The 23,834-nt window shown below is 67.6% G+C and carries 18 protein-coding genes; 7 read left to right on the top strand and 11 right to left on the bottom strand.

Annotated elements, in window-relative coordinates; all coding sequences use genetic code 11:
- The 3 genes from AC1DYX_RS08465 to AC1DYX_RS08455 form a co-directional block, all read right to left on the bottom strand.
- Positions 1–837 (bottom strand): glycoside hydrolase family 20 zincin-like fold domain-containing protein (locus AC1DYX_RS08465; RefSeq protein WP_477258230.1); only part of this gene is annotated, 837 nt, incomplete at its 3' end.
- 2 nt (positions 838–839) lie between these two features.
- Entirely contained in the window at positions 840–3,476 is a 2,637-nt protein-coding gene (locus AC1DYX_RS08460) for a TonB-dependent receptor (protein WP_477258228.1), read from the bottom strand.
- Positions 3,477–3,671: 195 nt separating this feature from the next.
- Positions 3,672–3,872 carry a DUF2905 domain-containing protein gene (locus AC1DYX_RS08455; protein WP_477258226.1) on the bottom strand — a complete coding sequence of 67 codons (201 nt, stop codon included), beginning with the start codon at positions 3,870–3,872 and terminating at the stop codon, positions 3,672–3,674.
- Positions 3,873–4,033: 161 nt separating this feature from the next.
- On the opposite strand from AC1DYX_RS08455, the gene AC1DYX_RS08450 reads away from it, so the two are divergent.
- Positions 4,034–4,501, top strand: coding sequence for a host attachment protein (locus AC1DYX_RS08450; RefSeq protein ID WP_477258224.1), 468 nt, complete (start codon positions 4,034–4,036; stop codon positions 4,499–4,501).
- Positions 4,502–4,535: 34 nt separating this feature from the next.
- On the opposite strand, the gene AC1DYX_RS08445 is transcribed toward AC1DYX_RS08450, so the two are convergent.
- From AC1DYX_RS08445 to AC1DYX_RS08430, 4 genes are all read right to left on the bottom strand, one after another.
- Positions 4,536–5,726 carry an RNA-guided endonuclease InsQ/TnpB family protein gene (locus AC1DYX_RS08445; RefSeq protein WP_477258222.1) on the bottom strand — a complete coding sequence of 397 codons (1,191 nt, stop codon included), beginning with the start codon at positions 5,724–5,726 and terminating at the stop codon, positions 4,536–4,538.
- Positions 5,720–6,343 (bottom strand): IS607 family transposase, encoded by a 624-nt coding sequence (locus tag AC1DYX_RS08440; protein WP_477258220.1) that lies wholly within the window; start codon positions 6,341–6,343, stop codon positions 5,720–5,722. The genes AC1DYX_RS08445 and AC1DYX_RS08440 overlap by 7 nt, the downstream gene beginning before the upstream one ends.
- 74 nt (positions 6,344–6,417) lie before the next feature.
- Complete coding sequence (locus AC1DYX_RS08435) at positions 6,418–8,025, bottom strand: methyl-accepting chemotaxis protein (RefSeq protein WP_477258217.1); 1,608 nt, start codon at positions 8,023–8,025, stop codon at positions 6,418–6,420.
- Positions 8,026–8,171: 146 nt separating this feature from the next.
- Complete coding sequence (locus tag AC1DYX_RS08430) at positions 8,172–9,896, bottom strand: methyl-accepting chemotaxis protein (RefSeq protein ID WP_477258215.1); 1,725 nt, start codon at positions 9,894–9,896, stop codon at positions 8,172–8,174.
- Positions 9,897–10,153: 257 nt separating this feature from the next.
- Between AC1DYX_RS08430 and AC1DYX_RS08425 the strand changes: the two genes are divergently transcribed.
- Genes AC1DYX_RS08425 through AC1DYX_RS08415 form a run of 3 tightly spaced genes read left to right on the top strand, consistent with a single transcriptional unit; the run spans position 10,154 to position 13,984 of the window.
- A complete protein-coding gene (locus AC1DYX_RS08425; RefSeq protein WP_477258213.1) occupies positions 10,154–10,528 on the top strand; it encodes a hypothetical protein in 375 nt (124 codons plus the stop codon).
- A gap of 1 nt (position 10,529) precedes the next feature.
- Positions 10,530–13,049, top strand: a complete 2,520-nt coding sequence (locus AC1DYX_RS08420) for an ATP-binding protein (RefSeq protein WP_477258211.1) — start codon at positions 10,530–10,532, stop codon at positions 13,047–13,049.
- A complete protein-coding gene (locus tag AC1DYX_RS08415) occupies positions 13,046–13,984 on the top strand; it encodes a bestrophin family protein (RefSeq protein ID WP_477258209.1) in 939 nt (312 codons plus the stop codon). The genes AC1DYX_RS08420 and AC1DYX_RS08415 overlap by 4 nt, the downstream gene beginning before the upstream one ends.
- A 16-nt stretch (positions 13,985–14,000) precedes the next feature.
- Here the strand turns inward: AC1DYX_RS08415 and AC1DYX_RS08410 are convergent, their stop codons facing one another.
- Positions 14,001–15,965 (bottom strand): sialate O-acetylesterase, encoded by a 1,965-nt coding sequence (locus AC1DYX_RS08410; protein WP_477258207.1) that lies wholly within the window; start codon positions 15,963–15,965, stop codon positions 14,001–14,003.
- Between the two features lie 182 nt (positions 15,966–16,147).
- The gene (locus AC1DYX_RS08405) at positions 16,148–16,831 is read right to left on the bottom strand and encodes a hypothetical protein (RefSeq protein ID WP_477258205.1); all 684 of its coding nucleotides are present in this window, start codon (positions 16,829–16,831) and stop codon (positions 16,148–16,150) included.
- 269 nt (positions 16,832–17,100) lie between these two features.
- On the opposite strand from AC1DYX_RS08405, the gene AC1DYX_RS08400 reads away from it, so the two are divergent.
- Together AC1DYX_RS08400 and AC1DYX_RS08395 are read left to right on the top strand one after the other, a co-directional pair.
- Entirely contained in the window at positions 17,101–18,087 is a 987-nt protein-coding gene (locus AC1DYX_RS08400) for an LLM class flavin-dependent oxidoreductase (RefSeq protein WP_477258203.1), read from the top strand.
- 117 nt (positions 18,088–18,204) lie between these two features.
- Positions 18,205–18,483, top strand: a complete 279-nt coding sequence (locus AC1DYX_RS08395) for a hypothetical protein (protein WP_477258201.1) — start codon at positions 18,205–18,207, stop codon at positions 18,481–18,483.
- Positions 18,484–18,559: 76 nt separating this feature from the next.
- On the opposite strand, the gene AC1DYX_RS08390 is transcribed toward AC1DYX_RS08395, so the two are convergent.
- Positions 18,560–19,150 carry an isochorismatase family protein gene (locus AC1DYX_RS08390; RefSeq protein WP_477258199.1) on the bottom strand — a complete coding sequence of 197 codons (591 nt, stop codon included), beginning with the start codon at positions 19,148–19,150 and terminating at the stop codon, positions 18,560–18,562.
- An 80-nt stretch (positions 19,151–19,230) separates the two neighbouring features.
- On the opposite strand from AC1DYX_RS08390, the gene AC1DYX_RS08385 reads away from it, so the two are divergent.
- The gene (locus AC1DYX_RS08385; protein WP_477258197.1) at positions 19,231–20,934 is read left to right on the top strand and encodes a M1 family metallopeptidase; all 1,704 of its coding nucleotides are present in this window, start codon (positions 19,231–19,233) and stop codon (positions 20,932–20,934) included.
- A gap of 3 nt (positions 20,935–20,937) precedes the next feature.
- Here AC1DYX_RS08385 and AC1DYX_RS08380 read toward each other — a convergent pair whose 3' ends face one another.
- A complete protein-coding gene (locus AC1DYX_RS08380; protein ID WP_477258195.1) occupies positions 20,938–23,709 on the bottom strand; it encodes a M16 family metallopeptidase in 2,772 nt (923 codons plus the stop codon).
- Positions 23,710–23,834: the final 125 nt, after the last annotated feature.

Here is a 23,834-nt window from a genome sequence, read left to right as displayed (position 1 = left end):
GTCCCACACCTCGCCGCACGGCAGGCCGCCGTCATCGTCCAGCAGCTGGGCCAGCGTCTGGATGCCGTTGAACATACCGTGCGCGCCGGCGCCGCGTACGAGGATCGTGTCCGGGCCGATCTCGAGCAGGTACGCTTCCGGCCCCTCGGCGGCCACGGTGCCGATCTCCAGCAGGATGCGTGCCCCGGCGCCGTCCGGCAGGTCGGCCAGCAACGCGCGCAGCAGCGCCGCCTCGCCCGCCAGCGCGGCACCGGCCATGATTCTGCTTCCCGCCGACAGCCGGCTGCGCGCATCCGTGAAGCGGGCCGCCAGCGGCGTCGGCGTGATGCGCCCGACGGCCTCCGGCGGCAGCAGGCGCAGGCTGCTGTTCTCGCGCCAGCGCCAGGCCGCGTCGGCCGGCGGCACCAGGTCACGCGCATGGCGCTGCAGCTGTTCCGGCCGCGCGAAGGGATTGACCTCCGGGTCGCCCAGGTCGACCGTGCGTCCGCCTGCGTCGACGAGGTAGAAGCCGAGCGGCGCATCCGTCACGCTGATCGCCCAGAACTGCGCCTCGTAGCGCACGTCCAGCATTTCGCCCGGTAGCCATGGGGCGTCGCCGGTGCGGCGCAGGGCGAACAGGTCGCCATTGACGTGCCCGATGTCGTAGCCCGCGCTCACGCTGCCCGCCAGCACGCGGCGGCACGCGTTGAAGTACACGGTCCATCCCGGTGCGATCGGCGCATCCGACACGTTGGTCAGGGTCAGCCGCGCCGCGAACACGTCGTCGGCGACGAGGTTGGACAGGCACTCCCATGCCGCGGCCACGGGCACGCCGTCCCGCTTCTCACGTTGCGGCACGATCAGAGCTTGCCGCGCAGGCCGAGGTAGAAGGTGCGGCCGTTCGAATAGAAGGCGCGCGGCTGGTCCTTGTTCTCGGCGTACATCCTGATCGTCTCGTTCGTGAGGTTCAGCGCATCGAACGTCACCGTGAGATGCTCGTTGATCCTGAAGTTCACGGAGGCCGCGAGCGACGGCGTCGAATCCACGTGCTGGCTCGCGCCGCGGTCGACGCCGGCCTTGTACGACGAGCGGTAGCTGTACGCGAGGCGCGCGGAGAAGCGGTCGTTCTCGTAATAGCCGGTCACGTTGTATGTGTTCTTCGAGGCGTTGAGCATCTCGCCGCCGCCATCCAGTTCGCCGTCCGCCCAGGTGGCGTTGGTGAGCAGGCCGAAGTTGTTCCACAACGGCTGCTGCCAGGACAGTTCGATACCCTTGTTGGTGGCCGAGGTGTTGTACGGCGACGTGATCTGGTAGTCCGTGAACGCACCGCGCTTGTTGTTGTAATAGCTGCCCGTGCTCGTGCCCTGGGCGACGATGGAGCTGAAGTCCATGTAGAACAGGCCCGCCGACAGCATCGCCTTCGGCATGTAGTACCACTCGGCCGACAGGTCGTAGTTGACGGAGCGGATCGGGTCGAGCTTGACGTTGCCGCCGCTGCCCGACAGCGCATCGTCGTTCAGCGACACGGAGCCGCCCAGCGCGCTGTAGTCCGGCCGCGCCATCGTCTTCGCGATGCCGGCGCGGACGACGAGGTCCGGGCGTACGTCGAACTTCACGTTCGCGCTCGGCAGGTAGTCACGGTAAGTGCGCTCGTAGGTCGTCGGCGTATAGGGGCCGAATGCGGAACCCGTGATCGGGTTCGGACCGCCCGGCAGGTTCACGACGGTCGTCTGGCGCGTCTCGACGGCGCGCAGGCCCACGTTGCCGCTCCAGCCGTCGCCCTGCAGGTCCGCCATGCCATACACGGCCGCGGTCTTCTCGGCCACCTGGAATTCGTCGAGCCAGTTGTGGCGCAGGGTGAAGTCGAGCAGGCGGTTGCCCGGCACCGCACCCCAGGCGCCGAGGGCCGGGCCGCTGTACTTGAAATAGTTGTTGAAGACGCTGCCGCCGAGGTCGGAGCCGAAGTCGGACGGGTACATCTCGCCATTCCACACGGGTCCCGGATTCGTGAAGCCGTTCGGGCCCGGACGCGTTTCCAGCGGGTGCTCGGCGGTGCGCTTGTGGTCCGTCCAGCGCGCGCCGAAGCGCACGGCCTGGATCCACGCGCTGTCGCGCAGGCGCCATTCGCCGTCGACCTGCACATACTTTTCCTTGTCGACCGACTGCGCCTCGCCGCCGCCCGCCCAGGCCGTCGATCCAGGCTGCGTCGTGTTCCCGCCCGGGTAGCTCACGGTCGCGGGCGTCATGCCGTTCAGCGCGTACATCATGCCGCCGTCGACGTTGTTCTGGTAGTAGACATCGCCATGGTCCCAGCCGATGCCGTGCGTGCGGCCGATCTTGCCCGTGAAGCTCAGGTCTTCCGTCACGCGCCAGCGGCCGTTCAGGTCGATGTACCACGATTCGCCGCCGGCATCCGGCCGGTAGATGTTGTCGACTTCACCCGAATTGCTGGAGAACGTCGCGCCGACCAGGGTGCCGTTGCGGACGACGGGATTCCGCGGGATCAGGTTTGCGCTGTTGATCGAATTCGCGGGCGCGGCCAGCCAGTTGGTGTTCTGGTGCGGCGCGCTCAGTTTCGAGTAGAAGCCGTTCAGGTCGATGCCGACGTCGCGCGACGGCTTTGCTTCGATGTCGAACGCGCCCCCTTCGCGCTTCTTCTTTTGTTCGAACAGCGCGGCGCCGATGAAGGTCGGGACTTTTACGCCGGCAAGCGAAGGATTCGCGATGGCGGCGGCGCTCGTCGCGCCGATCGGCGTGTAGCCGAGGATCTCCTGGCCGTCGCGGCGCACGCTCTGCTTTTCCGAAAAGCCCTGCAGCAGCACGCCGAACGTGCTGGCCGGGTTCTTCCAGCTGACGAGGGCCGACGCCTGCGGCTCGGTCTTCTTCGCGAGGTCGTTGTAGTTGGCCTGCACGGACGCTTCCACCGTCAGGGGCTGGCGGAAGTCGAGCGGACGGCGCGTGATCACGTTGATGGCGCCCGAGACGCCGCCTTCGACGAGATCGGCGGTGGCGCTCTTCTGCACGACGACGGAGCCGACCAGTTCCGACGGCAGCAGAGAAAAGCTCGACGAACGGCCCACGTTGCCGCCGACCTGGTTCAGCACGAACCAGTCGCCCGTGCTGATGGCGTGGCCGTTGAACAGCGTCTGCTGCAGGCTGGGGCTCGTGCCGCGCAGGCTGACGCGGTCGTTCTCGCCGAAGCCGCCCTCCCCGCCGGCGGACGACTGCGTGTTCACGCCCGGCAGGCGCTGGATCGCGTCGGCCACGTTCTTGTCGGGCATCTTGCCGATGTCCTCGGCCRTCACCACCTCGACCACGGCGTCCGCATTGCGCTTCTGGCGCAGCGACTGTTCCAGCGCGGCGCGCACGCCCGTGACGATCACGGTCTGCGTCTCGCTCGTCGTGTCCTGTGCCCTGGCCTGGGCGGCGATGCCCATCACCAGTAGTCCCGCCGCGCTCGCGATCGCGGTGCGCGCCGTCATGTTCGGTCCCATCATGTGCTCTCCCAAAACTGTGGTGCGATCAAAAACCTTCAGTTTCGAATTCGGCGGACGCTGCAGCGTCTTCGTATTCGCATGGGGCGCATTGTGTCGTTGAAACTCCGACCATGTTTGTCAAATCTTGCTATCACGCGCGCACGTCGTTTTTTTGACAGGGGCGCGTAACGGCAGACGTTGGACGGGAGAGCGAGGTCAGCGCCGGAAAATCCACAGGATCAGTGAGACGACGATGGAAATGATGAGGCAAGAAACGATGGGGAAGCTGAAGCTGAAACCTTCCCGCGCGATATGGATGTCGCCGGGCAGGCGGCCGAACGGCAGCCGGCGCAGCCAGGGCCAGGCCAGCCCCGCGGCGAGCAGCACGAGCCCGAGGAGGATGAGGAGTTTTTGCATGATGTCGATTCTGCCGCAGCCATGGCGGACGGGGCGCTCGCCTTCCGGCGTTTCCTTTCGTACCGCCCGAAAAAATTGGTTGGGATAGACTTCCCCTCAGCCTGTATGGCCCCGGTGGGGCCTACACCTGAAAAATTAACTTTGGACAAAAGGGGGAAAGCATGACAACCACCTGGATCGTTTCCGCCGACGCCGGCCGCGCACGCATCTTTGCCGAAACGGACCCGCGCCAGCCTTATGTCGAAGTCGAAGACATGGTGAGCACGACGGCGCGCCTGCGCGTGTCGGACATCAACACCGACCGGCTCGGCCCGACCGCGGCCGGCCAGAGCATCCACAACACGGGCGGCGCCACGCCGAACAAGCAATACCAGCCCGCCCAGACGCCGGAGGAACACGACGCCGAGTTCTTTGCCAGGGACATCTGCAACTTCCTGCTCAAGGGTTGGCAGGAACAGCGCTTCCAGAAGCTGGAACTGGTGGCCGAGCCGAAATTCCTCGGCGTGCTGCGCGGCCAGCTGGACAACCAGCTCAAGCCGCTCGTCGACCTGGAACTGAACAWGGACTACAGCCACTACAACGCGCACCAGCTACGCGAGCAGTTGCAGGCGCAAAAGACCAAGTTCTGACCGTTCTCCGAGACTTACGCAAAGCTAACGATAGTTAACTTTTTCCGCTGGGTTCCTGCTTCGCCGGGACCGGTTTCGTCCCGTGCTCGCGCACGGGACCAGAGCCGTTCCCTCCACAGGCCGTTGCGATGGAACTCATCGCCACATTCTTCAGATTGACGGCCGCGTTAATGTCGCGGTCGTGGCGTATCCCGCACGCGGGACAGGTCCAGTTGCGCGTCCCGAGTGCGAGTTCTTCCAGCCGGTGTCCGCAGCACGAGCACGTCTTGCTGCTCGGGTACCACCGGTCGACCACGACCACGTGCCCGCCGCGCCATGCGGCCTTGTAGCTCAACTGTCGGCGCAGCTCGTGAAAGCCCATGTCGGCGATTGCGCGCGCCAGGCGCGGGTTTGACAGCATGCCCCTCACGTTCAGATCCTCGATTCCGATCGTATGAAAGCGCCGGGTGACGCTGGTCGTGAGCTTGTGCAAGCCGTCGCGGCGCATGTCGGCGATTCTCGCGTGCAGCCGGGCCAGGCGTCGCTTCGCCCTGTCCCGGTTGCGGGAGCCCTTCACCTTGCGCGACAGCGAGCGCGACAGCCGCCGCAGTCGGTCGAGGAGTGAGCGCAGCGCCTTTGGCCCCGACCACTGTTCTCCTGTCGACAGCGTAGCCAGCACCGACACGCCGAGATCGATCCCCACCGCACCTTGGTTTTCGGCTGGTGGCGGGGATGCTTCGGTCGCGTCGACGGTAATGCTGACATGCCATCGGTCCGCACGGCGGGAAACGGTCGCCGAGACGATCCTGCCCGTAAAGCGCAACGCTTCGCGCATGCGCACCCAGCCCAGCCTGGGGATATAAAAGCGCTTGCCATCCCCGCGAAACTGGTCGTTCGTGAGGGTAAAACGATCATCGACACCCTTGCGGCGGAACTTCGGATAGCGTGCACGATGCGCGATGAAGTTCTTGAACGCCGCGCCCAACTGGATGATCGCCATTTGCGGCGCGCACTTCGTCACTTCCAGCATCCAGGGGAATTGTTCGCGCTTGATCGCGTTCAGCTGGCGCCGCAGCGAGAACTGCGACGGCGCCGGCAGGGCCGGATCGGCCTGGTGTGCCACATACTGTCGCCGCCATTCGGACAAGGCCCAGTTGTACGCGAAGCGGGCGACGCCGGCGGCACGCGCCAGGTACGTCGCTTGCACATTGTTCGGATCGAGGGCGATGCGGTGTGCGATCAGCATTGCGCCTCCCGTACGGCCCTGCGCACGTCGTCGATCAGCTTCTGGTTCCGATGGCTGCGGCTGCCGTACAGCCGTGCCGAAAAGACGGTGATGATCTCGAGTACGTCGTTTGCGAGGTCTTCGTCGAACGTCGTGTCCATGCCCTGGTTGATGATCACGACCTCGACGTTTCGAGCTTCGCACAGGGCAAACACCAGCTCGGCGCCGAAGCGCAGCAGGCGGTCCTTGTGGGTCAGCACCAGGCGGCCGACGTCGCCGGACACGATCTCGTCCAGCAGGCGTCTCAAGCCCTTCTTGTGGTAGTTCATGCCGGAGCCGAGGTCGGCGATGATGTCGCAGGGCCAGCCCCGGGCCGCGCAGTACAATTCGAGCACCTGCTTCTGGCTCTCGAGGTCGGCGCGTTGATCGTAATTCGAGACTCGCGCATAAGCCACCGTCCGTCGCGGCACGGTGGCGCCGTGGAAGTGCCCGGGACGGAGTGCAGCTTGGTCGTGGCGGCGCTGCCCGCCCTCGGTCCGGATCGGGACGGGCCGATCGGCAGCCTCCCAGCGGCGCAGCGTGCTCGTGGAAACCCCAAGTGCCCTGGCGGTGGCACCAATGGAAACAGGCTTGCTCATACTGCATAAGACTGCGCAGAGCTAGTTAAGTTCCCGGCGAACTGATTAAACCCCGCGCCCGGCGCGGGACGACATCACGCCCGCGCCAGGGCCCGCCGCGGCTGGACGGGGGCCGCCACGGCGACATGCGCAGCGATCTGCGTGCCGGTCCGGAACACGCCCACCGACGTGGCCAGGCGCTGCGCCTGTTCGTGCAGCGCGTCGGCCGCGCTGGCGGCCTGCTCGACGAGCGCCGCGTTCTGCTGCGTCACCTGTTCCATCTGCGACATTGCGATATTGATCTGGCCGATGCCGGCCGTCTGTTCCATGCTGGCTGCCGTGATCTCGGCCATGATGTCGGTGACGCGGTGCACGCTCGCGACGATCTCGTGCATCGTGGCGCCGGCCTGCTCGACGAGCCGGCCGCCCGCCTCCACGCGCTCCACCGAGCGCTCGATCAGCTGCTTGATTTCCCTGGCCGCGCCGGCCGAGCGCTGGGCCAGGTTGCGTACCTCGGACGCCACGACGGCGAAGCCGCGGCCCTGCTCGCCCGCGCGCGCCGCTTCCACGGCCGCGTTCAGCGCCAGGATGTTCGTCTGGAACGCGATGCCGTCGATCACGCCGATGATCTCGCCGATGCGGCGCGACGACTCGCTGATCTCGCCCATCGTGCCGACGACTTCGCGGATCACGGCGCCGCCGCGTCCCGCCACGCCGGACGCCGCCTCGGCCAGCGCATTCGCCTGGCGCGCATTGTCCGCATTGTGCTTCACGTTCGACGTCAGTTCTTCCATCGACGCCGCCGTCTCTTGCAGCGACGATGCCTGCTGCTCGGTGCGCGCCGACAGGTCCTGATTGCCGGCCGCGATCTGGTTCGATGCCGTCGCGATGGTGTCGGTACTGTGGCGCACCTCGCCCACGATGCCGGCCAGCGACGCATTCATCGCCTGCAGCGCCGTCAGCAACTGGCCGATCTCGTCGTCGTGCTCGATGCGCACGGTCTGCGTGAGGTCGCCGGCGGCCACGCTGCGCGCCAGGCGCAAGGCTTCGGCCAGCGACGCGTCGATGCCGCGGATCAGCAGCACGGCGACGCAGGCGCCGGCCAGCGACCCGATCACGATCATCGCGATCGACAGGTTGCGCGTGTGCTCATAGCGCGCCAGGGCCTGGTCGTAGTGCACCTTCGCCAGGTCCTGCTGCAGCCGCACGAGCGCCTGCATGTTCTTCTGCGCCGCCAGGAAGCGCGCCTTCAGCGGGCCCTTGACGAGCGTGCGCGTCGCCTCCGCATCGCTGGCGCGCAGCGCGGCCATGGTTGGCTTGAGGGCATCGCGGACGAAGGCCAAGCGGCTGTCGATGAAGGCCTGGGCGAGCGCCTGCTCGTCCGGTGTCTGGGCCGTCGCCTTGTACTTGTCCCACAGGGCGCTGATCTCGCCGATGCGCCCCTCGACCTCCGCGATCACGGGCCCGTTGTCCGGCTCGGCCGCGAGCGCCGCGCTCGTCAGCGCGTTCTGGTTCTGCTGCATCAGCGACAGGATGCGGCTGAGCTCGGTCAGCACCATCAGGCGGTCGTTGTAGACCGAGCCCAGCGCGGCGTTCGTCGCCCCCTGGTTGACGAGACCGACGGTGCCGACGAGGATGGATACCGCACTCAACAGTACGGTCAGGAAGATGAGACGGGTCTTGATGGTGAGGTGTTTGAGCATGGCATGGCTGGACGAAGCTCCGGCTATCGTCGATTTGATGAACGCAACCAGACTGTAGTGCAGATTCTCCGATGCCGGTATTCTATTGTTGCCGACGGGATACAAAATATCGCAAAGTTCTGCGGCGGGCGCCGGTAACGGGTGCTTCAGAACGTTTCCCAGCCGTCCGTGTCTTCCGGAGCCGGGCGGCGCACGGGAGCCGGCTGCTTTTTCGGCGGCGTACGGGCCGGCCGTGCCGATGCGGACGCCAGCGCCGGAACCGGCTTGGCCGGCCTGGACGCAGCCCTGGCCACGCGCGCAGCGGGGGACACGGGCGCGGCCGCCTGGTCCAGCTTGAACACGCTGACCGCCTCGGCCAGGCCACGGGCCTGCGCCTGCATCGATTCCGTGGCCGCGGCGGCCTGTTCGACGAGCGCGGCGTTCTGCTGCGTCACCTGGTCCATCTGCTGGATCGCGGCGCCGACCTGTTCGATGCCGGAACTCTGCTCGCCCGACGCGGCCGAGATCTCGGCCATGATGTCCGTGACGCGGCGCACGCTTGAAACGACCTCGCCCATCGTCGTGCCGGCCTCGCCCACGAGGCGCGAACCGGTGGCGACCTTGTCGACCGAGTCGTCGATGAGAGCCTTGATTTCCTTGGCCGCAGCCGCCGAGCGCTGGGCCAGCGTGCGCACTTCGCTTGCCACGACGGCGAACCCACGTCCCTGCTCGCCCGCGCGCGCCGCTTCCACCGCGGCGTTGAGCGCGAGGATATTGGTCTGGAATGCAATGCTGTCGATGACGCCGATGATGTCGACGATGCGCCTGGAAGACTCGTCGATCGCGCCCATCGTCGCGACAACCTGGGCCACGACCTCGCCGCCGCGCACGGCGATGCCGGACGCGGACTCCGCCATCTGGTTGCCCTGGCGCGCATTGTCCGCGTTCTGGCGCACGGTACTCGTGAGTTCTTCCATCGAGGCCGCGCTTTCCTCCAGCGCGCTGGCCTGCTCCTCGGTGCGCGACGACAGGTCCTGGTTGCCGGCTGCCACCTGGACGGCGGCGGTGGCGATGGTATCGGCACCGCTGCGCACGCGCGTCACCAGCCCGTTCAGGTTGGCGTTCATGGTCTGCAGCGCGGTCATCAGCTCACCCATCTCGTCGCGGCGCACGGCCTCGATCCGGGTCGTCAGGTCGCCCTGCGCGACCGCATTGGCCACCGTCACGGCCTGGCGCAACGGGCCGGTGATGCTGCGCGTGAGCCACGCGGCCAGTCCCACGCCCAGCAGCAGCGCCACGAGGCCCACGCCGCCCAGCAGGACACGGCCCGACGCCGCGATGTCCGCGACCCGTGCCTGGGCCTTGTCGAAGCCGGTTTTCTGGTGCTCGGCCAGATTGCCGACCGCCGCCTCGTAGGCCGAGAGCGCCGGGTTCATTTTCGCTTCGGCTTCCTTGTCGACGGTCGCCGCGTCGGCCTTGCCTCCATCCTTGAGTGCGAACAGTTCCTTGCGTGCCTCCGTATAGGCCTTGCGCCGCGCAAGCGCCTCGGCGTACAGCCGCTTTCCTTCCTCGCTGGCCACGAGCTTCTGCAATTCGTCGCCGATGGCATTGATGTCCGCGCTGTTCGCCTTCATCTTGACATTGATGCGTTCGAGATCCTGCGCGTCCGCCGCACGCAGCCGTGTCTCGGTCAGGGCACGGTTGATACGGGTACTGGCCAGCCAGCGGTCGGCCAGCCGGGTCTTGCTGATCGAGCTGTCCATGTCGGCGGTCGCGTCGACCACCTGCTGCAGGCGCATTGCACCGATCACGGTCAGCACGGCCGTGAGCGCCAGCACGGCGGCGAACGCGAGACCGAGCCTGGCCCCGATTTTCAGATTCTGGATATTCATGTGTACCTCGATGGAAAACGATGAAGCAACCCGCGCATGATGGCGCGGCGGCGACCGAAGGAGCGTGGGGCGGGGATGGTGCCCGGCGTGCGCCTGCGTGGACGGGGCCGTGTTATGCATGGATGATACACGCGATATTTATGGGTGGAATGCGCAGTTGTAGTGCTGCAACGGTATTTCATAGGGGAAGTAAGAACAGCGTGTCGATATATAGTTAAAATCCCAAGGTTCCGCTTTGTTACGGATTCCCATGCCTGGTGCATTCCTGTCCATCTTCTCGCCTATCCCGCGCCGCCTGTCCGTACTGGCTGCCGCGATCCTCGTGCGCGAAATGGCCGCGCTTCCTGGACAGCGCGGCCAAGGTATCGAAGGTGCGCCGCATCGAGGACATCAAGGGGCCGGTGGGCGCCGCCCAGGCCTACGACCTCACGCACATCCTGGCGCTGGACCGCGCCGGCACCACCGACCGCAAGAAGCTGCGCGACGCGCTCGAACATCTCGGCACGTACCGCGGCCTCGTGAAGACGTATGCGCCGCCGTTCACGCCGGCCCGCCACGAAGCGCTCGGCCCGGACGAACTGCTGCTGGCGCGCTTCCGCGCCGACGGCGTCCTGGTGCCGGTGAACGACTGACATGACGGAGGCCCCCGATCACGCCGGCCAGGCCCCGACCAGCCTGTCGCGCCGCTTCGCGATCGCCGCCGCGATCCTGACGGCGGCCGCCGTGCTGCTGATCGCCGGCGTCTCGTTCTGGCTGATCGACCACCAGCGCGCGCAGGCCAACGCCCTGCTGCAGAACCGCGAGGTCGCGTTCCACGCCACGACGGTCGGCCACAACCTGGAAGCGGCCGTCACGCGGCTGCAGGAAGTGGCGGCCAGCCCGATCCTGGCCACGGCCCTCATCGACAGCGCCGGCAAGGAAACCTACCTGATGCCTTTCCTGCACGGCCTGCGCCAGATGAACGGCATCCCGCTGCGGCTGCTGTTCACGGATTTCGAAGGCAAGGAAATCGCGGACAACGGCGTGCCCGGCTTCACCCAGGCCGACCTGGCCTGGCTGCGCGCGCGCATCGACAGTGGCGACGAACGGGCGGCCTTGCAGTCCGGTCCCGCCGGCGAGGAACTGATCGGCGTGCTCCTGCTGCGCTACTCGCGCACGCGCACGCCGGAGGGCGCCCTGATGTACAAGATCCGGCTGGCCGACCTCAAGCCCGTGCCCTGGGCCATGCTCGACCCGGCGCAGGTGCCGCCGAACACGCCACCCGGGCTGCAGGCGTCCGAGGTGTCGGCGGGCGCGCACGAGATCGGCGCGCGCGTGCCGCTGCCGCCGCGCCTGGCCCACCTGGGCCTCGTGCTGCGCGAGGACGAGCGCCGCCTGGCGCTACCGCTGGAGGCGTCGGGCCCGCACTACCTCCTGATCATCGCCATCGCCTGCCTGCTGGCGCTGGTCGTGTTCATCCTGGCGTCGCGGCTGGCGCTCGGCCTCACGCAGGACCTGCGCCGCCTGGAAACCTTTTCCGCCAGCCTCGGCGACGAGATCGGCACCCAGCGCGCCCCGCTCGAAGGCTCGCGCGAAGTCGTCAGCCTGGCGCGCGCGCTGAACCGCATGCTCGACCGCCTGTACGAACAACATGCGCGCCTGGAAGCGGAGCGCAGCAAGTTCCTGCAACTGGCGAACAACATTCCGCAGCTCGTGTGGATGGCCGACCCGGACGGCAACATCCTGTGGTTCAACGACCGCTGGCACGAATTCACGGGCAGTCCGCCGGGCCCGGTCAATCAGGAGGAGTGGAACCGCTACCACGATCCCGAGGTGCTGCCCCAGGTGATGCGGCGCTGGAAGGAAGCACTCGCCAGCGGCAACATGGCGCAGATGACCTTCCCGCTGCGCGGCGCCGACGGCCGCTATCGCAGCTTCTTCACGTCGGTGGCGCCCATGCGCGATGCCGGCGGACGCATCGTCCAGTGGTTCGGCACCTGCACCGACGTCACGCCGCTGGAACGGGCGGAACGCGCCGTGCGCTACAGCGAGGAGCGCCTGCAGCAGGGCCTCGTCGCCGCGCGCATGGCCGTGTGGGAGCGCGATCCGCACAGCGGCCGGGTACGCTTCTCGGCCAACCTGCAGAGCGTGTTCGGCAAGCACTGGCAGAACACCGCCGACCTGCTGAAACTCGTCCATCCGGACGATCGCGAAGCCCTGCGCGACGCGGTCGACCAGGCCATCCGCGCCGGCGGCGAATACCGCGTCACGCCGCGCATCCGCCGCGCCGACGACGGCCGCCAGGCGTGGATCGACGTGCGCGGCCGCCTCGGTCTCGGCGCCGACGGCCGCAGCACCGTCGTGCAGGTGGTCGCGATCGACATCACGGAGCGCAAGCGCGCGGAAGAAGCCCTGCAGCTGGCCGACCGGCGCAAGGACGAGTTCCTCGCCATGCTGGCGCACGAGCTGAGGAACCCGCTGGCCCCGATCTCCAGCGCGGCCGACATGCTGCGCCTGGCCTATTCGGGCGAGCCGCGCGTCAAGCAGATCAGCGACATCATCGCGCGCCAGGTCGCGCACATGCGCCATCTGGTGAACGATTTGCTGGACGTCTCGCGCGTCACGCGCGGGCTCGTCACGGTGGCGCGCCAGCCGCTCGACCTGCGCCGCGTCGTCGGCGAGGCGGCCGAGCAGGTGCGGCCGCTCGTGGATGCGCGCCGCCACGTGCTCACCCTCGCGCTGGGCGATGCGCCAGTGATGGTGGACGGCGACCACACGCGCCTCGTGCAGGTGGCCGCCAACCTGCTGGGCAACGCGGCCAAGTACACACCCGAGGGTGGCCGGATCGAGGTCGAACTGGAAGCCGCGGACGGACAAGCCTTCCTGGCGGTGCGCGACAACGGCAGCGGCATCGGCCCGGACCTGCTGCCCATCGTGTTCGACCTGTTCACGCAAGGCTCGCGCACGCTCGACCGTGCCCAGGGCGGCCTGGGCCTCGGCCTGGCCCTCGTGCGCAAACTGGTCGAACTGCACGGCGGCCACGTCGACGCCACCAGCGCCGGCCCGGGGTGCGGCAGCACCTTCACCATCACCCTGCCGCTGCTGACGGAGCCCGCGACCGACGACCAGGCCTTCATGCACACCACGAATGGCCCTCCCCGGAGACGGCCATGATCGTCCGCGACCGCCCGTCGGCCCTGCGGCTGTTCTTCATCCTGCGCGGGTCGATCCTGCCGCGCATCTGGATGCACCTCGCGGTCAGCACCCTGCTCGCGCTCGTGGTCACCTGGACGGATGGCCAGTTCGGCCACCACAAGCTGCATTTCACGACGACGCCGTTCACCTTGATGGGTCTGCCGCTCGCGATCTTCCTGGGCTTTCGCAACAACGCCGCGTACGACCGCTATTGGGAAGGCCGCAAGCAGTGGGGAGAACTCGTGCTGCGCAGCCGCAGCCTCGCGCGCCAGTGCCTGTCCCTCGTCGCGCCCGGCGCCGTCCACGACAGTGACGAACCGCACCTGCGCATCATCCGCCGCGCCATCGCCTACGCGCACGCGCTGCGCCATCGCCTGCGCGACGTGCCCGACGGCCGGCCCGAGGCCGACGTCGCGCCCTGGCTGGCACCGGCCGAATGGGAGCGCGTGCGCACGCTTTCGAACGTGCCGCATGCGCTGATGCTGGAGATGGGCGCCGATCTCGGACACTGCCTGCGCACGGGCCGCCTGGACGCCTGCCTCGCGCCTTCCATCGACGCCAGCCTGTCGGCAATGACGGCCGTCGCGGCATCGTGCGAACGCATCCGCGGCACGCCGATCCCGTTCTCGTACACGCTGCTGCTGCACCGCACCGCGTACCTGTATTGCTTCCTGCTGCCGTTCGGCCTCGTGGACACGATCGGCTTCCTGACGCCGCTCGTGTCCGCCATCGTGGCCTATACCTTCTTCGGCCTGGACGCCCTCGGCGACGAACTCGAGGAACCGTTCCGCGCCTCCGACAACGGCCTGCCGCTGGACGCCCTGTGCCGCACGATCGAGATCGACCTGCGCACGGCACTGGGCGAACGCGACCTGCCTCCCCCGCTGCTGCCGGAGAACTACCGGCTCAGCTAGCGGATCGCGGCATCGGTTACTGCGTGACGTCGAGCCGGAACGGCGCGGCCGGCAGGTCGTCGCCGCCGAACAGGTTCACGATCGGCGAGTCGGCCCACGCGTAACGCACGCGCGTGACGTCGGGCGTGGCGGCGCCGGCCAGCACGACCGTGTCGCCATTGACGCGCGCATCGGCATAGCGGCACGTGCTGCCCGCGCATACCTCGAAGGCGTTGGCGCGGTCGGACGACCAGGTCGCGAGACCGCCGCCCGTGTCGCGGAACGCGATGACGATGTCCTGGCCGACCCGCCTGGCCGAGACGGCGACCGGGCCGCCCGGCGCCGTCTTTTCACCATAGGCGATGGCCCGTGCGGCGCGCGCGAGGCGTTCGCCGACGACCGTCTTCTGCGTAGGGTGGATGTCGAAGCGGTCGCCCACGTCGAGCGTGACGACATAACCCGCATGCGCGTCGCCCGCGACGGCCTCCGCCTGCGCCTCGCGCAACTCGGCCCAGCCGGACCGGCCCGGCGCCTTCGCCGGCGCGCCGTATTGCGGCAGCTGCACGACGAAGAACGGCAGCGCCGGCTGGCCGAAGCGCTGGCGCCAGTCGCGCTTCAGCAGCGCGAGCAAGGTACGGTATTCCTGTGCAGCGCCGACGTTCGATTCGCCCTGGTACCACGCGGCCAGCTTGAATTTATAGCCGACCAGCGGCGCGATCATGCCGTTGTACAGCGTGGTGAGGCTCGTCGGCACATCCCACGGCGCCGGCGGCACGGACTGGCCTTTCATTGCGCTGCCGCGCCTGACCTTCCACGCGGCCGGCAGCGGGATCGCCTGGCCATCCGCGAGACCGATGCTGCGCTTGTCCAGCGGGCCGGACAGGCCGCCGCCCTGACCGCCGCTCAGCACGCGCATCGCGATCACGTTGCGCCCTAGCCTGAACACGCCCGAAGGTACCGTGTAGTCGCGCCACATCCAGGCCGTGCTCATGCCGCCCACGTGCACGCCGTTGACCCAGGTGGTGTCGTACGTGTCGACGGGCCCCAGGTGCAGCATGTTCGCGGCCTGCGCCTGCGCTTCCGTCAGCGTGACCGTCGTGCGGTACCACGCGACGCCGTCGAAGTCCTGGAAGCCGGCGCCGCCGCTGTCCTTCCACGATCCGGTTGGCGTGACGGTCGTCCAGGCACTGTCGCCGAAATCAGGCGCGATCCACGCGCGCTGCGCGCCGGCCGCCGGGTCGTGCGCCGTCCACCATGCCTCGTTGCGCGCTGCCTCGGCGCGCAAGCCGGCGGCCGGGTCGGCGCCGTACTGCGCGACGGCGTCGACCCGGCTTTGATAGTCGCCGAGGGTGCGCAGCGATTCCGCGCCGATCCAGCCCTGGATCGTCGTGCCGCCCCAGCTGGCGTTGACGAAGCCGACCGGGATCTTGTACTGCCCCTGCAGCGAACGGGCCATGTAGTAGCAGACGGCGGATGCGTCGCCGATCGATTCCGGCGACGCGGTCTTCCACGCCACCGGGCCCTTGAGCTCATCCTGCGGCAGCGCCGTGCTGTTCTTTTCCACGTTCAGGAAACGGATCCTGTCGTTGGCCGCCGAGACCGTGGTGAGCCAGGCATTGGTCGACGTACGCACGGGGAATTCCATGTTCGACTGGCCCGAGCACAGGTAGACGTCCCCGACCAGGATATCGGCGCGGCTGACCTGTTGCCCATCCGACGTCACCGTCAGCGTGTAGGGGCCGCCCGCGGGTTGCGGCGGCAGCTGGACCTTCCATTTGCCGCGGGCGTCCGCGCTGCCGGTGACGGTACGTCCGGCCAGCGTGACGGTCAGCTTGCGGCCGGCGTCGGCCGTGCCCCACACGGCGATGGGCTGGTCGCGTTGCAGGACCGCGTGGTCGGAAAAGATGCGTGCCAGACCGAGTTCGGCCGCCTGGCCGGGCGCGCATGCGCAGGCAGCGGCGAGTGCCAGCAGCGGCACGGCCATTTTCGTAGTCTCCATCATGATTCCTCGTCGTTGTGCGCAGATGTTTGCGCTTTTCATTTTTTGAGAGAAATCATGTTATACCAAGGCTGCGCTTCCTGCAGTCTGTACGCGCGCCTGATAACAAAAAACCAGCCCGCAGGCTGGAGTTGCGCGCAGCAAGCCCGTGCACGGCGCCCGACCGGCGCCGTGCACGCGGCCAGTCAATAGCCGCGGGTGCCGGTTCCCTGGCTGCCGCTGGTCGTGCTGGAGCCGGTGCCCGTGCCGCTGGTACCGGTGCCGGTGCCGCTCGTGCTCGTGCCCGTGCCGCTGGTGCCGCTGGTGCCCGTACCGGTGGCGCCGGTGCCCGTGCCCGAACCGCTCGTGCCGCTCGACCCGGACAGGCCGGTGCCGCTGGCGCCCGTGCTGCCGCTCATGCCGCTGGTGCCGGACGAACCCGTGCCCGAGGTGCCGGTGCCCGTGCTGCCACTGGTCCCGGTGCCGGTGCCCATGCTGCTCGATCCGCTCGTTCCGCTGGTACCGCTCGAGCTGCCGGTGCCCATGCTGCTCGATCCGCTCGTTCCGCTGGTACCGCTCGAGCTGCCGGTGCCCATGCTACCCGACGAGCCGGAGGTGCCCTGCATGTCCTGGCTGCCGCTCATGCTCGATCCGCTGCTGGTCTGGCCACTGCTGCTGGAGCCGTGGCTCGAATTCTTTTTGTGGTGCGATTTCTTCTTGCTGTGCTTCTTGGTGGACGAATGACCCGTCGCGCCCGCCGCCTGGTCCTGCGCCGTCGCGCTGGTGCCACCGGACGTCGAGCTGGTGCTGCTCTGTGCGTAGGCATTCACGGTCCCGAACATCGCCACGGTGACAGCCGCACCCAGCAGGCCTTTCAGTAACTTATTCATTGTCGCTCTCCTAATAGATTTGGGGCAAAAATCTCCGCAATATCAAGAAGATATTGAGGAGGCGGAGTTTAAAGACATCGCCGCGAAGGGTGCGCGCGTTAGCCATACGGCAACAAGAAAACGGCCCCGGAAACGGCCGCGACAGAGGGAAACGCGGTGTGGCGCCCGCGCCACCCGCCCCGGCCGCCTGGTCGAGCACAGGACGGCGCAGCCGGGTTCGATTCGAACCGTCGCGCACGCGAAAAAATCGATCGGCGTATCATGCGCCGATGATCCCAATCTCGATACTCGACCTCGCCCCGATCACGGAAGGCAGCGACGCTGCCGAATCGTTCCGCCGCACGCTCGACCTCGCGCAGCACGGCGAACGGTGGGGCTACCACCGATTCTGGCTGGCCGAACACCACGGCATGCCGGGCATCGCCAGCGCGGCGACGGCGGTGCTGATCGCCCACGTGGGCAACGGCACCTCCACCATCCGCCTCGGCGCGGGCGGCATCATGCTGCCGAACCACGCGCCACTCGTCATCGCCGAACAGTTCGGCACGCTCGAATCGCTGTTCCCCGGCCGCATCGACCTGGGCCTCGGCCGCGCGCCCGGTTCCGACCACACGACGGCGCGCGCCCTGCGCCGCAACCTCGCGTCCGATGCCGACGAATTCCCGCAGGACGTCGTGGAACTGATGGATTATTTTGCCGACTCGCCGCGCCGCCACGTGCGCGCCGTGCCGGGTGCCGGTCTCAAGGTGCCGGTGTGGATCCTCGGCTCCAGCCTGTTCGGCGCGCAGCTGGCGGCGGCAATGGGCCTGCCGTTCGCGTTCGCATCGCATTTCGCGCCGCAGATGATGATGCAGGCGATCGAGATCTACCGTGCCAGCTTCCGTCCCTCGGACCAGCTCGACAAGCCCTACGTCATGCTCGGCTTTAACGTGTTCGCGGCGGAGACGGATGCGCAAGCCAGGTGGCGCGCCACGTCGATGCAGCAGGCATTCGTGAACCTGCGCAGCGGTCGTCCGACGCGGCTGAAGCCGCCCGTCGAAGGCTATCTGGACCTGCTGGGGCCGGGCGAACGGAGCATGCTCGATGCCGTCCTGTCGTGCTCGGCGATCGGATCGCCCGAGACCGTCGAGCAACAGATGAAGGCGTTCATCGAACGTACGGGCGCGGACGAACTGATGATCGCATCGCAGATCTACGACCACGCGGCGCGCCTGCGCTCGTACGAGATCGCCGCGGACATTCGCCGCAAAGGCTGAGCGCACATTACAGACGGCCGCATCGGTGATCTGGCGAACATTCTACCGGCGCGGCTACGGCGACACTGTCATCCATGGACGGCATCCAGCCGTTGAAAGCGTACTCATGGAGGACATATGAAAACCAGACTCATCGCCGCAACCCTGATGCTCTCGCTCGCCTCGACGGGCGTCGCCTATGCCAAACCCAGCTGCGCGAAAGGTGCCGTCATCGGTGGCGTCGGCGGCCATGTGGCCGGCAAGCACGGCCTGCTCGGCGCAGCGGCCGGCTGCGTCATCGGCCACCACATGGCCAAGAAGCAGGAACGCGAGCAACAACGGCAGGCGCAGGCACAGGCGCAGGCACAGGCCAACGCCCAGGCGGCCGCCGGCCAGCAGCCGGCACCGCACAAGTAGGGTGGTCACCCCTGTGCCCACGCGTGACGCTGGCATCCAGCAGAGCTCGCCGCACAAATAAGCGGGACAGGCCCGTTCAGGCGTCGCCCGTCCCCGCCTGCAGCGCGTCGATCACGTGCCGCGTCGAGCGCACCTTGCCCATGATGCGGAAGGTGTGCTCGCACGCGAATTTGTGCATGTCGGCCTGCATGCTGCTCATCGCATCCTCGACGAAGACGACGCCATAGCCGCGGTCGAACGCGGCGCGCGCCGTCGACTCGACGCCGAAATTGGTGGCGATGCCGCCGAGGATGATCGTCCTGATGTTGCGCCGGCGGAGCAACTGGTCGAGGTCGGTGCCATAGAAGGCGCCCCACTGGCGTTTCGTCACGACGATGTCCGTCGCCTGCACCTGCGCTTCCGGTGCCAGTACCGATGCGTCCGGCGGCGGCGCGGGCGTGCCGGGTTTCCTCAACGGCGCGTCGGCCGGCGGCAGTTGCAGCTCGTCGACCAGCACGCGCACGAAGATCACCATACCGCCGCGGTCGCGCATTTCTCCCGCCAGCAGCACGCAATTGCCCACCACCTGTTCCGCCGTGTACGGGGCCAGGTCGCGTTTCACATTACTGTTCTGTAAATCGATCAGCACCAGGGCGGTGCGGGCAATGTCGATATCCAGGTCGCTCATCGTAAAGTCCCTCCTCGCCGCGCAGTATTCACCAGCCGCGAATTGCGTGGCGCCGCGTTCCGCCGTGCTAATCTTGCTTCATGCAAAGAACCACCCTCGCCGCCCTGGTCCTGCTCGCCGGTTGCGCCAGCCAGCCTTCCCTCACCGATTACACCGTCAACTCGGGCGCGCAGCGCTCTCCCGCGCAGCAGGCGCTGGACTTCGAGCATGCCGACCTGGCCCTGCGCATCGATCCGGACAGCCGCAGCCTGCGCGGCGACGCGACCCTGACGTTCGGCACGCGCGTGCCGCTGGACAGCGTCGAGCTGGACCTCGACCGCAACCTGCCCATCGACGCTATCGCGATCGACGGCCGCCCGCTGGCCACGGACCGGTGGCGCAATCCGGACGGCAAGCTGACGATAACCCTGCCGCAACGCCTGGAACCCGGACAGCGGGTCGAGGTGCGCGTGACTTACCACGGCACACCGCACGTGGCAAAGCGCGCGCCGTGGGACGGCGGCTTCGTATGGGCGCGCACGCCGGACGGCCAGCCGTGGGTGGCCAGCGCCGTCGAGGGCGAAGGCTGCGACCTGTTCTGGCCCTGCATCGACCACCCGATGGGCAAGCCGAAGGTCGTCGACGAGCACATCTCCGTGCCGGCACCGCTGGTGGCGGCGGGCAATGGCGTATCGCTCGGCATGACGGAAGCGAACGGCTGGCGCACGTGGCACTGGCGCGCGCACAACCCCAGCACCTACGGCATCGCCATCAACGTCGGCCCATACCGCGAACTGGCGCGCGATTACCGCAGCCGCTACGGCAACACGATCCCGCTGCGCCTGTGGTACCTGGCGCAGAACGAGGCATCCGCCAAAGCCCTGTTCGCGGAATTCCCGCAGATGCTGGACTTCTTCGAATCCACGATCGGCCCGTACCCGTTCGGCGACGAAAAGATGGGCGTCGTCGAAACGCCGCACAAGGGCATGGAACACCAGACCATCAATGCGTACGGCAACCATTACGCCAAGACGCCCTATGGCTATGACGACCTGCTGCAGCACGAATTCGCCCACGAATGGTTCGGCAACCAGCTGACGAACGCCGACTGGGACGACATGTGGCTGCACGAGGGACTGGCCAGTTACATGCAGCCGCTGTACATGCAATACCTGCACGGCGACCAGGAATACTTCGCGGCGCTGATGCAGCAACGCGCTTCGATCCGCAACAAAGCGCCGCTCGTATCCGGCAAGCACAAGCGCGAGGAAGACGTCTACGACCTCAAACGCGGTGGCCCCGGCGGCGACATCTATACAAAGGGTTCGCTGGTGCTGCACACGCTGCGCGGCCTGATCGGCGACGACGCGTTCTTCCGCGCCGTGCGTGAACTCGTGTACGGCACGCCCGATCCGCGTCCGGGGAATGTCGCGCCGCGGTATGCGACGACGCCGGACTTCATCGCCATCGCCCAGCGCGCGAGCGGCCGCGATCTCGACTGGTTCTTCCGGGTCTACATGTACCAGGCCGCCCTGCCCGAGCTGAAGGCCCTGCGCCGCGGCGACACGCTGGACCTCGCATGGAAGACGCCCGCCAACACCCCGTTCCCGATGCCGGTCGAGGTACGCGTGGGCACGACCATCGTCAGCCTGCCGATGGCGGACGGCCACGGCAGCGTCGTCCTGCCGCCGGGCGCGACCTACACGCTCGATCCACATTCGAAGATCCTGCGCCGCGAAGCGCGGTTCGAGGTGTTCCAGCGCTACCAGGAGCAGCAGCAGAAGCAGGCGAAGCCGGGTGCCTGACACTCACTCCAGCGGCTTGCCCTCGACGTCGATACGGCGCACGGTGCCGAGGTTCAGCGCGCGGATCGGCGCCTCGATCCTGCCCATGTCACCGACGACGATCCACACGGGCTGGCGCGGCAGCACGACGCGCCCGGCCAGCGCGTTCAGTTCCGAGGGCGTCAGCGCGAGCGCCTTCGCCGTGTACGTGTTGTAGTAATCGTCGGGCAAGCCGTATTGCAGGATCGTCGCATAGGCGTTGCTGAGCTGCCCGACCGTCTCGAACGAGCCGGGCAGGCCCAGCGTTTCGTTGGCCTGCGCATCCTGCAGTTCGCGCGGCGTGACGGGGTGCGCGCTGCCCAGCGCCGCGTATTCGCGCGCCAGTTCGCGCAGCGCATCGGCCGTCTTATCGGTCTGGACGGGGGAATCGCTGTACAGGATACGCTGGCCCCGCGCCGCCACGAGCGACGTGCCGACGCCGTACGACCAGTGCTTGTCTTCGCGGAGGATCATGTTCAGGCGCGAGCTGAACGTGCCGCCGAACACGTCGTTCAACAGGTTCAGCGCGATGGCGTCCGGCGCATTGCGCGGCGGCGCCAGCTGGGCGCCGACGATGTCGCTCTGCAGCGCGCCCGGGCGGTCGATCAGGTAGATCGTCGTGCCGGCCGGCTGGTCGACCCTGGCGATGTCGTGCTTCGGCAGATCGCCCGGCTTCCATGCGCCGAACGCGTGCTCCAGCGCGGGCTTCAGTTCGGCCAGCGTCGTGTCGCCGACGACGAGCAACGTGGCATTGTTCGGCCTGAACCACGTGGCGTGATAGCCGACGAGGTCCGCGCGGGTCATGCGGGATACCGCCTCTTCCGTGCCGGTACCGGTGAGCGGCAACGCGTATGGGTGGCCGGGGCCGTACAGCAGCGGCGGCAGCACGCGCAGGGCCATCAACCGGGGCACGGTCTGCTCGCGCTGGATCGCGGCCAGCCGCGTCTTGCGCACGCGCTCGAAATCGGCCTGCGGGAAAGCCGGATGCAGGACCAGGTCCGCGTACAGCCCGAGGGACTGCGCCAGCGTCGGCTTCAGCACGTTCATGTTGACGAAGGCGCCGTCGAGGTTGATCGTCGTGCCGAACGACGCACCCAGCGCTTCCAGTTCGCGGCTGATCTGCAAAGCGCTGCGGGTCTGCGTGCCCTCCTCCAGCATGCGCAGGGTGAGGCTCGCGAGGCCCGGCAAGGCCTGCGCATCGGAGGCGAAGCCACCACCCAGCAGCAGCGACAGGTTGATCACGGGCGCGCCGTGACGCTCGGCCAGCACGACCGTCAGGCCATTGGACAGCGTGTCCTTCTGCATCGGGGGCAGGTTCAGCGGCTCGGGATGGCCCATCGGCGGTCCCTTGCTGCGGTCCACCGTCGGGGCCTGCGCCGCCAGCCCGGTGGGGAACGGATCGACTTCCAGCACGTAGTCGCCATCGGACAGCCAGTCGAGCATGGCGCGGCGCACGGCAGCCGGCGTCGCGTCCTTGATGCGCTGCAGGTAGACCTTGTAGCAGTCCGGATTGCCCGTGTACGTGGTGCAGCGGGCCAGCACGTCGCTCTTGCCGCCAAAGCCGCCCACGCGCTCGACGGCGCGCGCGTGCTGCGCCAGGATCGTCGTCTGCGCGAGGCGGAGTTCGGCCTGAGTGGGTCCGGTTTTCATCAGCGCCTGCAATTCCTCGTCGGCCAGGCGTTCCATGCGTGCCACGTCGGCCGCCGGCGCGCCGGGCTTCGCGGTCAGGTTGATGCCGAACTGCCCGGCGATCTCGTTCGAATCGTTGCCCGTGCCGACACTGGTTGCCAGCTGTTCCTTCACGACGAGGCGCTGGTACAGCCGCGACGTCTTGCCGCCACCGAGCACCTGTGCGGCCAGGTCGAGCAGCGCTTCTTCCGGCGTGTCGGCGCCGGGGACATTCCACAGGCGGTAGAGGCGCGCCTGCGGCACGCGGTCCTGGATCTGTCCGCGGTGCGTGCCGCTGCGCTTCGCGACCCACGCCTGCTGGTGCGCCTGCGGCGGGCCGGGCGGGATGTCGCCATAGTATTTCTCGACCTTCTCGCGCGCCTGCTGCGGCGTGATGTCGCCGGCCAGCACGAGCACGACGTTGTTCGGCCCGTAGTGGCCCTCGAACCAGTCGGTGACGTCCGTCATCGACGCGGCGTCGAGGTCGGTCATGGAACCGATCACGGTCCACGAATACGGGTGGTTCGCCGGCCACGTGTTTTCGGTGACGATCTGCTCGACGAGGCCGTACGGCTGGTTCTCGCGCTGGCGCTTCTCGTTCTGGACGACGCCGCGCTGCAGGTCGAGCTTTTTCCGGTCGAGCACACTTAATAAATGGCCCATGCGGTCGCTCTCGGCGAACAGCACATAGTCGAGCATCGACGTCGGCACCGTCTCGAAGTAATTCGTGCGGTCCTTGTTCGTCGTGCCGTTCAGGTCGGTCGCGCCGATGCCTTCCAGTGCGGACAGGAAGGTTTTGTCGAAATTGGCGCTGCCGGAAAACATCAGGTGCTCGAACAGGTGCGCGAAGCCGGTCTTGCCGGGCTTTTCGTTTTTCGAACCGACGTGGTACCACGTGTTGACGGCCACGACGGGCGCCTTGTGGTCTTCGTGCACGAGTACCGTCAAGCCGTTCTTCAGCACGAACTTTGTGTACGGGATGTCGGGGATCGGAATATCGACACTGGCCTCGCGCACGGGCGGGGCGGCATCTGCGATGCCGGCCAGCGCCAGCATCGATACGAACAGGAAACGGTAGGCAAGACGCATGCGGCTCCTCCTGACGGGATTGCAGGTTGGGCAACGGCCGCCCATTTTATGAAAGATTGCTCTGACCTGTCGTCCTGGACCGACATCAGGTCTGGACGTAGTCCGCTGCACGAAGCATGCATGAG

It is taken from the genome of Massilia sp. P2_C2, assembly GCF_056404615.1.
Note: the sequence above shows the minus strand (reverse complement) of the source record. Positions and strands in the feature narration are given on the sequence as shown.

Bases quoted from the DNA above. Each gene is read 5' to 3' on its own strand.
- AC1DYX_RS08455 (WP_477258226.1), bottom strand. From the start codon at position 3,872: ATGCAAAAACTCCTCATCCTCCTCGGGCTCGTGCTGCTCGCCGCGGGG.
- AC1DYX_RS08445 (WP_477258222.1), bottom strand. From the start codon at position 5,726: ATGCTGATCGCACACCGCATCGCCCTCGATCCGAACAATGTGCAAGCG.
- AC1DYX_RS08440 (WP_477258220.1), bottom strand. From the start codon at position 6,343: ATGAGCAAGCCTGTTTCCATTGGTGCCACCGCCAGGGCACTTGGGGTT.
- AC1DYX_RS08435 (WP_477258217.1), bottom strand. From the start codon at position 8,025: ATGCTCAAACACCTCACCATCAAGACCCGTCTCATCTTCCTGACCGTA.
- AC1DYX_RS08430 (WP_477258215.1), bottom strand. From the start codon at position 9,896: ATGAATATCCAGAATCTGAAAATCGGGGCCAGGCTCGGTCTCGCGTTC.
- AC1DYX_RS08420 (WP_477258211.1), top strand. From the start codon at position 10,530: ATGACGGAGGCCCCCGATCACGCCGGCCAGGCCCCGACCAGCCTGTCG.
- AC1DYX_RS08415 (WP_477258209.1), top strand. From the start codon at position 13,046: ATGATCGTCCGCGACCGCCCGTCGGCCCTGCGGCTGTTCTTCATCCTG.
- AC1DYX_RS08410 (WP_477258207.1), bottom strand. From the start codon at position 15,965: ATGATGGAGACTACGAAAATGGCCGTGCCGCTGCTGGCACTCGCCGCT.
- AC1DYX_RS08405 (WP_477258205.1), bottom strand. From the start codon at position 16,831: ATGAATAAGTTACTGAAAGGCCTGCTGGGTGCGGCTGTCACCGTGGCG.
- AC1DYX_RS08400 (WP_477258203.1), top strand. From the start codon at position 17,101: ATGATCCCAATCTCGATACTCGACCTCGCCCCGATCACGGAAGGCAGC.
- AC1DYX_RS08395 (WP_477258201.1), top strand. From the start codon at position 18,205: ATGAAAACCAGACTCATCGCCGCAACCCTGATGCTCTCGCTCGCCTCG.
- AC1DYX_RS08390 (WP_477258199.1), bottom strand. From the start codon at position 19,150: ATGAGCGACCTGGATATCGACATTGCCCGCACCGCCCTGGTGCTGATC.
- AC1DYX_RS08385 (WP_477258197.1), top strand. From the start codon at position 19,231: ATGCAAAGAACCACCCTCGCCGCCCTGGTCCTGCTCGCCGGTTGCGCC.
- AC1DYX_RS08380 (WP_477258195.1), bottom strand. From the start codon at position 23,709: ATGCGTCTTGCCTACCGTTTCCTGTTCGTATCGATGCTGGCGCTGGCC.